We start from the raw sequence: 14227 nt of genomic DNA on the forward strand, positions 1-14227 counted from the left end.
GCGTCCCCCGGGATCACGCGTCGGCGGAAGCCTCGGCAGGAGCCTCGGCAACCTCGGCGCCCTCAGACTCCGCGGCGTTCTGCGACTTGCCGGGGTTGGCCTTCGCTTCCGCCTTACGGGCTTCCTGCGCCTGGCGAGCCTCGGCCATCGCCTCGGTCTTCTTCTTGTGCGGACCGAGAACCATGATCATGTTTCGGCCGTCCTGCTTCGGGTTCGACTCAACGAAACCGAGGTCCTGGACGTCCTCCGCGAGACGCTGCAGCAGTCGGTAGCCCAGTTCGGGACGGGACTGCTCGCGACCACGGAACATGATCGTGATCTTGACCTTGTCGCCCTGCTTGAGGAACCGGACGACGTGACCCTTCTTGGTGTCATAGTCGTGCGGGTCGATCTTCGGCCGGAGCTTCATCTCCTTGATGACCGTGTGCGCCTGGTTCTTGCGCGCCTCACGGGCCTTCATGGCCGACTCGTACTTGAACTTCCCGTAGTCCATGAGCTTGCACACGGGCGGACGGGCGTTCGCCGCGACCTCGACCAGGTCCAGGTCGTACTCCTGCGCAAGCTCCAGGGCCTTGGCCAGGGGGACGATGCCCACCTGCTCGCCACTGGGACCGACAAGTCGCACCTCGGGAACGCGAATCCGGTCGTTGATGCGGGGCTCGGCGCTGATGGATCCTCCTCGGTAGCACCACACGACTGTCTGGAGGACAGCCGCGTAACGTCTCTTTTCGATAGACCTAACCGCGCCGAAGCACAAAAAATGCCCCGGACGATCACAGGCGGGGCTCCTCGAACTACCGGAGCGACCGCCGCGAGGATCGCGGGGCGCACTTTCGGGCGGATGCCCGTCGCTGGACGGGACCGCCTGACCGGTGACCCGCCGCCCGGGGGGCGGTCAGGTGGGAGTTCGAAAGCCTCCACTTGTAGGTCGGGCCCGGTGCCGTGAGGCATGCGCGTCCGACCGGTCGTTACACAAGGTTAGCAGCAACCCGGGGGTGGTGCGAACCGGCGTGCATCGGGGCCTATCGTGTCCGGCATGAGTGAGACCCCTCCTGAGACGCCCGACTTCGACGCCATGACCCGCGACATCGCCGAGGTCCCCGCGGTCGAGGTGATCGTGACGGTCGCCGTGAACCTGATGAGCGCCGCCGCGGTGAAGCTCGGTCTGACCGAGGAGGGCGAGAAGCACAAGGACCTGGACGAGGCCCGCAAGCTGGTGTCCGCCCTCGCCGGCCTCCTCGACGCGAGCGCCACCGAGATCAGCTCCTTCCACGCGGCCCCACTGCGCGACGGCCTGAAGTCTCTCCAGCTGGCGTTCCGCGAGGCATCGATCGTCCCGGACGAGCCGGGCCAGGGACCGGGCGAGAAGTACACCGGCCCGATCTACGGCTAGCTCATCCCCGCACGTAAAAGGGCTCGCCCGGCGGCGTCGCCCCGGCCGGGAGCAGTGCCAGGTCGAGGCCGTGCACCAGGCGGGCCCTCAGTGTTTCGTCGGCGGCCAGACGCTCGGCCAGGGTGCGGGCGGCGGGGCCCGGGGTGGCGTCGGGGTCCAGGACGAGGGCGAGCGTACCGTCCGCCTGTCCGGGGCCGAGGTAGGCACGGAGTACGGCGGGCTCGGCGGCCACGGCGGCGCGTACGGCTCCGGTGACGGCGGGGTCGGCGAGCGGATCGGTGGTCGTACGGCCCTCGGCCAGCGCCAGCAGCGCGGGCCTGGTCAGCTCGTACGGCACAGGACCGGCCAGGTCCAGCACGATGGTGTCCGCCTTCTCGTGCGCCGCGGCCTGCAGTGCCTGGTGCAGAGGTACGGCGACGGGGCGGGCCTCCGGGTCCCAGCGGGCCAGCGAGTCGGTGGAGGTGAAGGCGGGCAGGGCCGTGCGGGTGCCGGCCTTCAGGGTCGGTACGGCCATGTCGCTGGTCTTCTCGCGGCGCAGCCCGTTCTCGTCCTCCTCGACCTCGCCGAGGACGGCCACGACGGGGACGAGGAGCCGGGCGCCCTTCAGTGCCTCGAGCACCGGCTCCACAGCGGTACGGTCCTCGGCCCAGGCGGCGAGCGCCGCGCTCAGCCGGGGGTCGGCGGAGCCGTCGTCGTCGGAGAAGCCGGAGTTGGGAATGTTCTTGTTCGCCACGGTCACCGACCCTATCGGGGGGATGCTGCTGCGGTTGTGCGGCCCCGGAAACCCGGCCGTGACCCCTTCAGCGTTTTCTCAGACATCCCTGACACACATCTAACGTCCGTCTAACAGACAGCACAGCCGACTGCCCGACGATCGCGGCCATGGAGTCTTCCAGCGCCGCCCCCCGCGCTCCGTCCCGCCGCCGCACGCTGGCGTACGCCGCCCTCGCCGCGGTCGCGGTCGTGGGCGGTACGGCAGGGGGGACCGTGTACGTGAAGGCGCAGGCGCACTCCGGTGCGGGAGCCGTATCGTCGGTCTCCGGGTCGCCGTCGGTCTCGGCGAGCGAGGAGGCATCGGTGGCATCAGTGGAAGCGGTGGCGCAGCCGGTGGTGGACCAGGACGAGCTGCTGGCCGAGGCGATGGAGTCGGTGACCGTCGAGGACGGTGCCGAGGTGTCGGTGGCGGTGCTGGACCTGGCGTCCGGCGCGAGCGCCTCGTACGGGGACGGTCTCTTCGACACCGCGAGCATCGTCAAGGTGGACATCCTGGCGGCACTGCTGCTCCAGGCACAGGACGCGGGACGTGAGCTGACCGCGGCGGAGAAGTCGTACGCCACGGCGATGATCGAGCACAGCGACAACACCTCCGCGTCGGCCCTGTGGCGGACCATCGGGAAGGCGGCCGGGCTCGACGCGGCGAACGAGCGTCTCGGGCTCACCGACACCGAGGGCGGCGAGGACATGCTGTGGGGGCTGACGCAGACCACGGCGGCCGATCAACTCGTGCTGCTCCAGCAGGCGTTCGGGGAGGAGGACTCGGAGCTGACCGAGGCCTCGCGGTCGTACATCCAGAGGCTGATGACGCGGATAGCCGCCGGGCAGCAGTGGGGGGTGTCGGCGGCGGCCCACGGCTCGGCGTGGGCGCTGAAGAACGGCTGGCTGCCGCGCAGCACCACCGGGCTGTGGGACATCAACAGCATCGGGCGGGTCACCGCCGACGGTCACGGGTGTCTGGTGGCAGTGCTGTCCGACGGCAACTCGACGCAGGCGAAGGGAATCTCGCTGGTCGAGGCGGCGGCGCGGGCCGCGGTCTCGGTGGTCGGCGATGAGGGGTCGACTGCGTCCGCTTCGGCCTCGGTTTCCTGAGCGGGTCGGGCGAAGTCGGCAGCGCCCCGAAGGGGCGCGGGGAACTGCACGACCAGCCACGACGGCGCCGCAGACGAAAGACGGCACATCGCGGCACAACGCGGAGCGCTACGCGTCGTCGTACCGGCGCCCGCGCCACACCACGACCGCGACGACCAGCAGGACGCCGCCGAGGCTGCCCGCCAGCGGGGCGGCCCAGCTCGACGTCGTGTCCTCGGCCTCGGCGGCGTCGGGGCCCGAGCCGAAGTACTTGTCGTCGTAGGCCGCCGCGTGCAGGCGCTTCGGTTCGAGGCGGCCGGCGGCCTTGATGGCGGCGACCGGGTCGACGAGGCCGTAGCCGCGGGAGTCGTCGCGGCCGCTCGCCGGGGCGTTGCGGGCGGTGTCCTCCAGCAGCTTCTTGATCTGGGCCGGGGTCAGTCCCGGGTGGGCCGCCTTGACGAGGGCGACGGCGCCGGAGACGAAGGCCGCGGCGGCACTCGTACCCCATCCCTCGTAGTACTTGCGGTCGGGGTCGGCGATGACGATGTCGACGCCGGGGGCGCTGACGGTGGCGTACCAGCGGCGGGTGGAGAAGGCGGCGCGGGTGCCGTAGCGGTCGACGGCGGTCGCGGCGATCACGCCCGGGTAGGCGGCCGGGTAGGAGATGTGGTCGCCCTTGTCGCCGCCGTTGCCGGCGGAGGCGACGACGACGGAGCCCTTCTTGAGGGCGTACTGGACGGCTTCGTCCTCGGCGGGTTCGGGATGGGCGGACTTGGAGTCGTCGCCGAGGGAGAGGTTGATGACGTCGGCTCCGTGGTCGGCGGCCCAGCGGATGCCTTCGGCGAGGGCATTGCCGCGGGTGTTGCGGGCCTTGCCGCGGGCGGAGTCGCCGTCTTCGAGGATCACGCGGACAGGGAGGATCTTGGCTTCGGGGGCGATGCCCATGACGCCGTCGCCGTTGCCCACGCCATGGCCGTGACCGGCGATGATGCCGGCCATGGCGGTGCCGTGGCGGGCCCAGGCGCGGTCGCCCCGGTCGGCACCGAAGCCGATCATGTCCTTGCCTTCGAGGACGTTGCCGGTGAGGTCGGGGTGGTCGGACTCGACGCCGGTGTCCAGGACGGCGACGGTGACGCCCTCGCCCTTCGTGGTCTGCCAGGCCTCGTCGGTGTGCATGGCCTCCAGGGCCCACTGCTGGGCGCGTATGCCGTCGGCGTGGGCGGCGGTGGGCGGCACCAGGGCGATGGAGGCGGCGAGCAGGACGCTGACGACGCCGGCGCGGCGGGTTGCGGTCATGACGGCTGCTCCGTGGGCGAGTCGACGGTCTTGCGCAGCGCCCGTTCGACGCGGTCGGCGAGGCCCCGCGCCTCCTGGCCCAGGCCTGCCTGGGCGACGGCCGTGGTGGCGCCGGATGCCATGGCTTTGGCGGCGGGCTCGGGCTCGTCGACGGTGCGGCCGTCGGCCCAGCCGGAGACGGCGTAGACGACGACCGGGGCGTCGGTGAGGACGGAGACGGTCCACGAGGCGCGCTGCTCGCTGCCGAACCCTGCGGCGACGGTGTCCTTCGCGGCGTACGGGCGGGGCATCAGGTCGGTACGGCTGTCCAGGCTCTCGTTCTTGAACCGGGTACGCAGGGCGGCCATGGCGGCAGAGTCGCCCTTGGTGAAGAGCAGACCGACGGTGGTGACATAGCTCTGGGTCGCGTCCGTGTAGGTGGCGCGCAGCAGGCGCTGGCAGCCAACGGGGGCGAGGGCCTTGCGCAGCAGCGGGTCGAAGGCGTCCGCGCAGCCGCTGTCCGGGGCGACGGCGACGCGGGTCCAGGTACGGTCGGCGCCGCCGGGTCCGGCGCCCTGGCCTTCGACGCTGGGCGGGAAGAGCTGATCGACCGGCACGCTGTGCCACAGGCTCCCGGCCGCGGCGAACGCGCCGCTCGTGCCGCCCTCGCCTCCGTCGGGGAGGAGCCAACTCCCGGTCACCGCACCGCCGATCAGCCCGAGCCCGAGCACGAGGCAGGCTGCCGCCACGACGGTACGATTCCGCACCCGGCCCCCCAGCGGACGCGGACGCGCCCGGTCGTCATATCCCTCGGGCTCCCCCAACGACACGAACGGCCCTGCCGTCCCGCCCGGCGTCATGGGCGCGCTCCAGGAGAACGCGGGGTCGGGCGAGAAGGGCCGCCCAGCCGCCGGCGGCGAGTCGGGCCGCGGAGGCACACCACTCCGGCCGGACTCCCCAGAGGGCGCCGGATCCGCCGGGACCGGGCGCAGACGCGTGGTCCTCTCGGAAACGGTCTCGGCAGGTATCGGGGGCGCCACCGGACGCCGCGAGGTCTCAGCAGGCACCGCCGGCACGTCGGGACGCCGCGGGGTCTCGGGGGGCAGTGGTTGGGCGACCGGTCGCCGCGGGGGCTCGGCGGGGGCGGCGGCCGGATGACGCGGGGGCTGGGCCGGAGCCGCGGGTACACCCGGGCGCTGCGGGGGTTGGGCGGGAGCCGCGGGTACACCCGGGCGCCGCGGCGTCTCGGCCGGAGCCACGGATGCACCCGGGCGCTGCGGGGGTTGGGCGGGAGCCGCGGGTACACCCGGGCGCCGCGGCGTCTCGGCAGGCAACGGTTGCGCGGCGGGTCGCGTCAGCGCCTCGGCGGGCGCGGGGGGTACGGCGGCCGAGCGACGCGGGGGCTGGGCCGGAGCCGCGGGTACGCCCGGTCGGTGCGGGGGCTCGGCGGGAGCCACAGGTACGCCCGGTCGGTGCGCCGGCTCGGCCGGAGCCGCGGGTACGCCCGGTCGGTGCGGGGGCTCGGCGGGAGCCACAGGTACGCCCGGTCGCCGCGGCGTCTCGGCAGGCGCCGCAGATCCACTCGGACGGTGCGGGGGCTCGGCGTTCGGTGCCGGTACGGCCGGATGGCTCGGCGGTTGCTGTGCCGGCCGTGGCGGTGCGGCGGTGTCGGTGCCTGTCGGGCGGGCGGCAGTCTCCGTGCCTGTCGGGTGGGTGGTGGGTGGTGGGGTGTCCGGGAAGCGGGCGGAGGCCTTCGGTGGGGGCGGTGGAGCGGTGGGGGCGGTGTCCTGGGGGGACGGGCCGCGCAGGTCGGTGAGGTGGGGCTGAGTGCCGGAGGGGGCGGATGCGCCGCGTCCGTGCGTTGCGCCGTGCGCCGACGTGCCGGTGGCGTCCGGCCGGGAACTCCCGCCTTGCGACGGCACGTCGGGCATCGGGGCGCCGCTCGATGACGCATCCGGACCCGTCCCGCGTGTCACCGTCCGGCTTTCATTCCGCACCGGGATCTCCGCCGTGCCCCGCGTCGCTGCCTCACCGTCACGCCGAAGCGGCATCTCCGCCGCACCCCGCGGCGGCGCCTGACCGGCACCACCCCGTCCCGGTGCCGCCGCCGTGCCGTTCACCGACGCCTCTGCGGACGTACCGTTCACCGGCTGCTCGGTGGATGACTGCCCGCCGGTCCCCGGCTGGTCGTAATCCGCCGGAACCGTGGGCGGCTGAGGTGGGCGTGGGGGTACGGAGGCGCGCCTCGCTTCCGTGCTCATGCACCCCCCGTTTCCTCGTGCCCGGGCCTTGCGCGGGCCGGAGTCGTTCCTGCGTGCGTGCGCGCAACTCTACGGGTTGCCCCCGGTCGAACGGGAACCGGTCCACAACGCCGGGGCATCTGCCCGGAACGTCCCCCTACCCTGCGGTAATCCAGTCTGGCAGGCTTCGTTCATGACTGCGCGCGCCGCCGACCGGGCCCGTTACGACCGGGCCACCGCCCATCTCGACGCCCCCCTCGCGATCGTGGACCTGGATGCCTTCGACGCCAACGCGGAGGATCTGATCCGCCGGGCGGGCGGAAAGCCGGTCCGGGTCGCCAGCAAGTCCGTACGCTGCCGGACCCTGCTCGAACGCGCCCTCGCCAAGGACGGCTTCGCGGGCATCATGTCCTTCACCCTCGCCGAGTCCCTGTGGCTGGCGCGGTCGGGCTTCGACGACATCCTGCTGGCCTACCCGTCGGCGGACCGCGCCGGATTCGCCGAGCTGGCCGGTGATCCCAAGCTGGCCTCCGCGGTGACCGTGATGGTCGACGACCCGGCGCAGCTCGCGCTCATCGACGCCTCCCGCGACGGCGGGCGTGAAGTGGTGCGGGTGTGCCTGGAGTTGGACACGTCCCTGAAGCTGCTCGGCGGGCGCGTGCGGGTCGGGGCGCGGCGGTCTCCGCTGCACTCCCCCGCCCAAGTCGCCGACATGGCCCGTACGGTGGCCCGCCGTCCCGGCTTCAAGCTCGTGGGGATCATGGCCTACGAGGGGCACATCGCCGGCGTCGGTGACGCGATCGCGGGCCGGCCGCTGCGCTCGCGTGCCGTCCGGCTGATGCAGGCCGCCGCCCGCCGGGAACTCGCCGAGCGGCGGGCCGAGGTGGTGCGGGCGGTGCGGGCCGTGGTGCCCGACCTGGAGTACGTCAACGGCGGCGGGACCGGCAGTGTGCAGCACACCGCCGCCGAGGACGCCGTCACGGAGATCGCGGCCGGGTCGGGACTGTATGTGCCGCGGCTGTTCGACAACTACACCTCGTTCAGCGGACGTCCGGCCGCGCTGTTCGCCCAGCCCGTGGTGCGCCGGCCCGGCGTCGGGGTCGTGACCGTCCTCGGCGGCGGCTATCCGGCGTCCGGTGCGGCCGGGCTCGATCGGCTGCCCGTGCCGTATCTGCCGGAGGGGCTGCGCTACGACCCGCAGGAGGGGCCCGGCGAGGTGCAGACGCCGCTGCTCGGGCCGCCCGCCGACGATCTGCTGATCGGCGACAAGGTGTGGTTCCGGCATGCCAAGGCCGGTGAGCTGTGCGAACGGTTCGACGCGCTGCAGCTGATCGAGGGCGACGCGGTGACGGCGACCGTACCGACGTATCGCGGCGAGGGTCTGACGTTCCTGTAGCGCGTCAGTCCGTCGGGCCGATGCTGCTGCCCACGCCTCCGCCGCCGTCCTCGTCGCCGGTCACCTTGATTCCCTCGGTGATCCGGTCCATGTCGGACAGCGGCGGCCCGTCCGCGCCCGCGTCGAACACATAGCGGACGATGACCCGGGACTCCGTGCCGACGCCGGACGGGAAGGCCAGCGACTGGACGTAACCGCCGGGGCCGTTGGCCGTGCTGACCTGCCAGCGCACGTAGTACCCGGCGCGTCCCGCCACGGCGACCTGTCCGGACCCGACGAGCTTGTGGGACTCGATGCCGCCGAAGGGGTGCCGTCCGATGCGGTCGCGGTCGTAGGCGTCACCGGCCGCATCCGGGATGTCCGCCTTGGCCAGGGCCTCGGGGGACTTCTCGTCGGTGCCGGTGACCGTGCGGGAGATGACGAGGCCGTGGCGGCAGACTCCGGCGTCGGCCGGGCAGTCGTAGGTGCCGTCGGTGGTCATCAGGACGTCGGGCTCGGCGACGTACTGGGGGCGGGCCCAGCCGTCGATCAACGGCAGGGTGATGCCGTTGAGTTGGTCGACGACCACGGCGGGGTCGTCGGCGGACGGCTCGCTCGTGGACGGAGACGGAGTCTCGCTGGTCGGTGCCTCGGCGGTGGGCGTCGCGATCGTCGGGTCGGCGATCGGGTCCGGGCCACCGCCGCGGTCGTCCCGGCCGAGGACGACCGCGCCGGTGACGATCGCGACGACGAGGACGACGGCCGCGCTGGTGACGGCGATGGCCTTGGCGCGTCCGGAGGCCCCGCCGGCGGACGGCGGGGCCTGCGTCGGCGGCGCGGGGATCTCGGGCGTGCGCCGGTGCTCGGTCCAGGCCGTTCCGTCCCACCAGCGCTCCAGGTGCGGGGCGGAGGGGTCCCGGTACCAGCCGGGCGGGGGCGTCATGCTCATATCCCCGCACTGTAGGGCGAAGGCCTACAGGGGCGTGACGTACGCCCCCGAGATTCCGCCGTCGACGAGGAAGTCGGTGGCGTTCACGAAGGAGGAGTCGTCGCTGGCCAGGAAGGCGACCGCGGCGGCGATCTCCTCGGCCTCGGCGAACCGGCCGAGGGGGATGTGGACGAGCCGGCGTGCCGCCCGCTCCGGGTCCTTGGCGAACAGCTCCTGCAGAAGCGGGGTGTTGACCGGTCCGGGGCAGAGCGCGTTGACGCGGATGCCCTCGCGGGCGAACTGCACGCCGAGTTCGCGGGACATGGCCAGGACGCCACCCTTGGACGCCGTGTACGAGATCTGCGACGTGGCCGCGCCCATCCGGGCCACGAAGGACGCCGTGTTGATGATCGAACCCTTGCCCTGGCGCCGCATGTAGGGGATCGCGGCCTTGCAACACAGGTAGACGGAGGTGAGGTTGACCTCCTGGACGCGCTTCCAGGCCTCCAGGCCGGTCTCCAGGATGGAGTCGTCGTCGGGCGGCGAGATACCCGCGTTGTTGAAGGCGATGTCGACACTGCCGTAGGTGTCGTACGCCGTCTTGAACAGCGCCTCGACCTGCTCGGCGTCGGTGACGTCGACCTTCACGAAGAGCCCGCCGACCTCTTCGGCAGCCGCCTTGCCGCGCTGTTCGTCCACGTCGCCGCAGACGACATGCGCGCCCTCGGAGGCGAGCCGGCGGGCGGTGGCGAGGCCGATGCCGCTGCCGGCTCCGGTGATGACGGCGGTGCGGCCGACGAGACGCCTGCAAATGTTTTCTGCGGTCACTGTGCGGGGCCCTCCGTGCTGATGAAGACGTTCTTGGTTTCGGTGAAGGCGGCCAGGGCGTCCGGGCCCAGCTCGCGGCCGACGCCGGACTGCTTGAAGCCGCCGAAGGGGGTCCAGTAGCGGACCGCGGAGTGGGAGTTGACGGACAGGTTGCCCGCCCGGACGGCCTGCGAGACGCGCAGGGCGCGGCCCAGGTCGCGGGTCCAGAGGGAGCCGGCGAGGCCGTACGGGGTGTCGTTGGCGAGGCGGATCGCGTCCTGCTCGTCGGTGAAGGGCAGCAGGACGGCGACCGGGCCGAAGATCTCCTCGCAGGCCGCCGCGGAGTCGTGCCGCTCCCCGGTCAGCACGGTCGGCGCGAACCAGAAGCCGGGGCCGTCGGGGGCACCGCCGCGCAGGGCCGGGGCGTCCTCGGGGACGAACGACCGTACGAGGTCCAGCTGTTGACGGCTGATCAGCGGGCCCATCTGGGTCTTCTCGTCGGCGGGGTCGCCCACGACCACCGTGGACAGCGCGTCGGCGAGCAGGTCGCGGACCTCGTCGTAGACGGACTCCTGGACCAGGATCCGGGTGCGGGCGCAGCAGTCCTGGCCGCTGTTGTCGAGGAAGGAGAAGGGGTCGATCGCGCTCTTCAGGTCGGCGTCGGCGAAGACGATGTTGGGGCTCTTGCCGCCGAGTTCGAGGGTGACGGGCTTGACCAGGCGGGCGCAGCGCTCCATGACTTCGCGGCCGGTGCGGGTGGAGCCGGTGAACACGATCTTCGCCACGTCGGGGTGGTCGACGAGGGCGCGGCCCGCGACATGGCCGTATCCGGGGAGGACCTGGAACAGCCCCTCGGGCAGGCCCGCCTCCAGCGCGAGTTCGGCCAGGCGCAGCGCTGTGAGCGGGGTGGTCTCGGCCGGTTTGAGGACGACCGCGTTGCCCGCGGCGAGGGCCGGGAAGGAGCCCCAGGCGGCGATGGGCATCGGGAAGTTCCAGGGCGCGATGACGCCGACCACGCCGAGGGGTTCCTGGAAGGTGACGTTCCAGCCGCCCGGTACGGGGATCTGCTTGCCGAGGAGGCGTTCGGCGCCCCCGGCCGCGTACAGCAGCAGGTCGCGGGCGTTGCCGGCCTCCCAGCGGGCGTTGCCGAGGAGATGGCCCGCCTCACGGACCTCCAGCTGGGCCAGCTCCTCGATGTGCGTGTCGACGGCGTCGGCGAAGCGGCGCAGCAGCCGGGCTCGGTCGGCGGGGGCGGCGGCCGCCCAGGACCGCTGGGCGACGGCGGCGCGGGCGACGGCACGGTCCACGTCGGCCGCGTCGGCGGCGGGGACGGTGGCGACGACCTCCTCGGTCGCGGGGTTCAGTACTTCGAGTTCGTGCTCGGCGGACAAGAAGGGCCTCACATACGTTCGAAGGAGCGGCGCAGCTCCCAGTCGGTGACCGCGGCGTCGAAGGCGTCCAGCTCGACGCGCGCCATGTTGCGGTAGTGCGCGACGACCTCGTCGCCGAAGGCCGCCTTGGCGATCGGGCTGTTCTCCCACAGCTCGGCGGCCTCGCGCAGGGTGGTGGGGACGTGCTCGAAGTCGGCGGCGTAGGCGTTGCCGGGGCAGGGCTCGGGCAGCTCCAGCTTCTGCTCGACGCCGTACAGCCCGGCCGCGACCAGTCCGGCCACCGCGAGGTGCGGGTTGACGTCGCCGCCGGGCAGCCGGTTCTCGAACCGCGTCGAGCGGCCGTGGCCGACGACGCGGAGGGCGCAGGTGCGGTTGTCGTAGCCCCAGGCGACGGCGGTGGGGGCGAAGGAGCCGGGCTGGAAGCGCTTGTAGGAGTTGATGTTGGGGGCGTAGAGGAGGGAGAAGTCGCGCAGGGCGGCCAGTTGTCCGGCGAGGAAGTGGCGCATCACCTCGGACATGCCGCCGGGGCCATCGCCGGGCATCACGTTGTTCCCGGCCGCGTCCGCGAGCGAGAGGTGGATGTGGCAGGAGTTGCCCTCGCGCTCGTTGTACTTGGCCATGAAGGTCAGGGACATGCCCTCCTGGGAGGCGATCTCCTTGGCGCCGGTCTTGTAGACGGCGTGCTGGTCGCAGGTGACGAGGGCCTCGTCGTAGCGGAAGGCGATCTCGTGCTGGCCCGGGTTGCACTCGCCCTTGGCGGACTCGACGGTGAGGCCGGCGGCCGCCATCTCGTTGCGGATGCGGCGGAGCAGGGGCTCGATGCGGCCGGTGCCGAGGACGGAGTAGTCGATGTTGTACTGGTTCGCCGGGGTGAGCCCCCGGTAGTTCGCGTCCCAGGCCTGCTCGTAGGTGTCCTTGAAGACGATGAACTCCAGCTCCGTGCCGACCTGGGCGGTGAGGCCGAGTTCGGCGAGGCGTTCCAGCTGGCGGCGCAGTATCTGGCGCGGGGCGGCGACGACCGGGGAGCCGTCGGTCCAGGCGAGGTCGGCGATCACCATGGCCGTGCCCTCGTTCCAGGGGACGCGGCGCAGGGTGCTCAGGTCGGGGTGCATGGCGAAGTCGCCGTAGCCGCGGTCCCAGGACGACATGGCGTAGCCGTCGACGGTGTTCATCTCGGTGTCGACGGCGAGGAGGTAGTTGCAGCCCTCGGTGCCGTGGTGGAGGACCTCGTCGAGGAAGAAGCGGGCGGCGAACCGCTTGCCCTGGAGCCGCCCTTGCATATCGGGGAAGGCCAGGACGACAGTGTCGATCTCACCGCCCGCGACGAGGGCGTGCAGCTCCTCGACGCCGAGCGGGGGTGTGCGGTCTGCCACGGGAAGGGCCTCCTTCGGGCTTCTGCGCGCTGGTTTCGACCAGGCCGAGAGCCATAAGGTATTGCCGAGAACCATTGCTTGGGAAGGGGGCACGGCCATATGCCGGTCGATCGCGACGGCACCGCTCAGGACGGGCTGGCCCCGGTGCTGCGGCCGGTGCGCGCGGGCAACGGTTTCGAGGAGGCGCTGGAGCAGATCCTCCAGGTCGTCCGCCTCGGCCTGGTGCCCGGCGGCGAGCGGCTGCCCGCCGAGCGGGAGCTGGCGGAGCGGCTCGGCATCAGCCGGGTCACCCTGCGCGAGGTGCTCAAGGTGCTCCAGGACCAGGGGCTCGTCGAGTCTCGCCGCGGGCGGTACGGCGGGACCTTCGTGCTGCCGCGCAAGGACGGCGGCGGCGAGGACGAGCTGCGGCGACGGGTCGCCGAGGTCGACATCGAGGACATGCTCCGCTTCCGTGAGGTGCTGGAGGTCGGCGCGGCCGGCCTGTGCGCCGCGCACGGCCTGACCGACGAGCAGACCGCCCGGCTCCGCGAGGCCCTCGCCCGCACGCAGGACGCTCCGCTGTCCGACTACCGCCGGCTGGACACACTGCTCCACCTCACCCTGGCCGAGCTGTGCGGGTCACCGTCGCTCACCGCGCAGTACGCGGCGGTCCGGGCCACGGTCAACGACCTGCTGGACTGCATCCCCCTCCTCGTCCGCAACCTCGAGCATTCCCAGCGGCAGCACCTCGCGATCGTCGAGGCGGTGCTGGACGGGGACGCGGACGGGGCGCGGGAGATGATGCGGGAGCACTGCGGGGGGACGGCGGCGCTGTTGCGGGGGTTCCTGACCTGAGGGTGGGCTTGCTGTTGGAGGATGGTTACGGCAATGGTGTGAGCGCGATCCATTGACGGGAGCGGGAGGACGTATGACCGGCAGGCCGTTGATCGGCATCAGTACATATCTGGAGGCCGGGACCCGTTGGGGCGTGTGGGAGCTGGAGGCCGCGCTGCTGCCCGCCGGGTATCCGCGGCTCGTGCAGGCGGCGGGCGGGCTGGCCGCGATGCTGCCGCCGGACGAGCCCTCGCTCGCCGCATCGGCCGTGGCGCGGCTCGACGGGCTGGTGATCGCGGGCGGGCCGGATGTCGAGCCGGTTCGCTACGGCGCCGAGCGCGACGCCCGGACCGGGCCGCCGGCGCGGGCGCGTGACGCCTGGGAACTCGCGCTGATCGAGGCCGCGTTGCGGGCCCGCGTGCCGTTGCTGGGCATCTGCCGGGGCATGCAGCTGCTGAATGTCGCTCTCGGCGGGACGCTCGTGCAGCATCTCGACGGGCATGCGGAGGTGGTCGGTGTGTTCGGGCGGCATTCGGTCAAGCCCGTGCCGGGGACGTTGTACGCGGGTGTCGTCCCGGAGGAGACGGCCGTGCCGACGTATCACCATCAGTCCGTGGACCGGCTGGGGGCCGGGCTCGTGGCGTCGGCGCATGCGGCGGACGGGACCGTGGAGGCGGTGGAACTTCCTTCCGTTGGGTGGGTGTTGGGGGTGCAGTGGCATCCGGAGATGGGCGAGGATCTGCGCGTCATGGGCGCGTTGGTGCGTGCGGCTGCTTCCTGAGCCAGG

At 72.5% G+C, this 14227-nt stretch carries 13 protein-coding genes; 5 read left to right on the forward strand and 8 right to left on the reverse strand.

Translation table 11 applies throughout. The annotated features are described in order from the left end of the window. Window positions 1-13: 13 nt before the first annotated feature. Window positions 14-694: a translation initiation factor IF-3 gene (infC, locus tag QQY66_RS08415; RefSeq protein WP_301978465.1), complete on the reverse strand. Its 681-nt coding sequence runs from the start codon at window positions 692-694 to the stop codon at window positions 14-16. A 342-nt stretch (window positions 695-1036) separates the two neighbouring features. Here infC and QQY66_RS08420 point away from each other — a divergent pair, with 342 nt between their 5' ends. Further along, on the forward strand, window positions 1037-1393 hold the full coding sequence (locus tag QQY66_RS08420) for a DUF1844 domain-containing protein (RefSeq protein WP_301978466.1): 357 nt from the start codon (window positions 1037-1039) through the stop codon (window positions 1391-1393). Between the two features lies 1 nt (window position 1394). On the opposite strand, the gene QQY66_RS08425 is transcribed toward QQY66_RS08420, so the two are convergent. Continuing rightward, window positions 1395-2126, reverse strand: coding sequence for an SseB family protein (locus QQY66_RS08425; RefSeq protein WP_301978468.1), 732 nt, complete (start codon window positions 2124-2126; stop codon window positions 1395-1397). Between the two features lie 149 nt (window positions 2127-2275). On the opposite strand from QQY66_RS08425, the gene QQY66_RS08430 reads away from it, so the two are divergent. Further along, entirely contained in the window at window positions 2276-3259 is a 984-nt protein-coding gene (locus QQY66_RS08430) for a serine hydrolase (RefSeq protein WP_301978469.1), read from the forward strand. A gap of 108 nt (window positions 3260-3367) precedes the next feature. Here QQY66_RS08430 and mycP read toward each other — a convergent pair whose 3' ends face one another. Both mycP and QQY66_RS08440 read right to left on the reverse strand, forming a co-directional pair. Further along, the gene (gene mycP / locus QQY66_RS08435) at window positions 3368-4534 is read right to left on the reverse strand and encodes a type VII secretion-associated serine protease mycosin (RefSeq protein WP_301978470.1); all 1167 of its coding nucleotides are present in this window, start codon (window positions 4532-4534) and stop codon (window positions 3368-3370) included. Beyond that, window positions 4531-5262 carry a hypothetical protein gene (locus QQY66_RS08440; protein WP_301978471.1) on the reverse strand — a complete coding sequence of 244 codons (732 nt, stop codon included), beginning with the start codon at window positions 5260-5262 and terminating at the stop codon, window positions 4531-4533. Before QQY66_RS08440 ends, mycP begins: the two co-directional genes overlap by 4 nt. Before the next feature lie 1684 nt (window positions 5263-6946). On the opposite strand from QQY66_RS08440, the gene QQY66_RS08445 reads away from it, so the two are divergent. Continuing rightward, window positions 6947-8149: an amino acid deaminase/aldolase gene (locus QQY66_RS08445; protein WP_301978472.1), complete on the forward strand. Its 1203-nt coding sequence runs from the start codon at window positions 6947-6949 to the stop codon at window positions 8147-8149. A gap of 4 nt (window positions 8150-8153) precedes the next feature. Here the strand turns inward: QQY66_RS08445 and QQY66_RS08450 are convergent, their stop codons facing one another. Genes QQY66_RS08450 through QQY66_RS08465 form a run of 4 tightly spaced genes read right to left on the reverse strand, consistent with a single transcriptional unit; the run spans window position 8154 to window position 12627 of the window. Continuing rightward, window positions 8154-9071, reverse strand: a complete 918-nt coding sequence (locus tag QQY66_RS08450; RefSeq protein ID WP_301987234.1) for a DUF2510 domain-containing protein — start codon at window positions 9069-9071, stop codon at window positions 8154-8156. 30 nt (window positions 9072-9101) lie between these two features. Further along, window positions 9102-9884 carry a 3-oxoacyl-ACP reductase gene (locus QQY66_RS08455; RefSeq protein ID WP_301978473.1) on the reverse strand — a complete coding sequence of 261 codons (783 nt, stop codon included), beginning with the start codon at window positions 9882-9884 and terminating at the stop codon, window positions 9102-9104. Continuing rightward, window positions 9881-11254 (reverse strand): aldehyde dehydrogenase, encoded by a 1374-nt coding sequence (locus QQY66_RS08460; RefSeq protein WP_301978474.1) that lies wholly within the window; start codon window positions 11252-11254, stop codon window positions 9881-9883. Before QQY66_RS08460 ends, QQY66_RS08455 begins: the two co-directional genes overlap by 4 nt. 8 nt (window positions 11255-11262) lie before the next feature. Continuing rightward, window positions 11263-12627, reverse strand: coding sequence for a glutamine synthetase family protein (locus QQY66_RS08465; RefSeq protein WP_301978475.1), 1365 nt, complete (start codon window positions 12625-12627; stop codon window positions 11263-11265). A 99-nt stretch (window positions 12628-12726) separates the two neighbouring features. Here QQY66_RS08465 and QQY66_RS08470 point away from each other — a divergent pair, with 99 nt between their 5' ends. Together QQY66_RS08470 and QQY66_RS08475 are read left to right on the forward strand one after the other, a co-directional pair. After that, on the forward strand, window positions 12727-13461 hold the full coding sequence (locus tag QQY66_RS08470; RefSeq protein ID WP_301978476.1) for a FadR/GntR family transcriptional regulator: 735 nt from the start codon (window positions 12727-12729) through the stop codon (window positions 13459-13461). A 73-nt stretch (window positions 13462-13534) separates the two neighbouring features. Beyond that, window positions 13535-14221, forward strand: coding sequence for a gamma-glutamyl-gamma-aminobutyrate hydrolase family protein (locus tag QQY66_RS08475; RefSeq protein WP_301978477.1), 687 nt, complete (start codon window positions 13535-13537; stop codon window positions 14219-14221). Window positions 14222-14227: the final 6 nt, after the last annotated feature.

The sequence above is a fragment of the Streptomyces sp. DG2A-72 genome (assembly GCF_030499575.1).
In the GTDB taxonomy this organism is placed as follows: domain Bacteria; phylum Actinomycetota; class Actinomycetes; order Streptomycetales; family Streptomycetaceae; genus Streptomyces.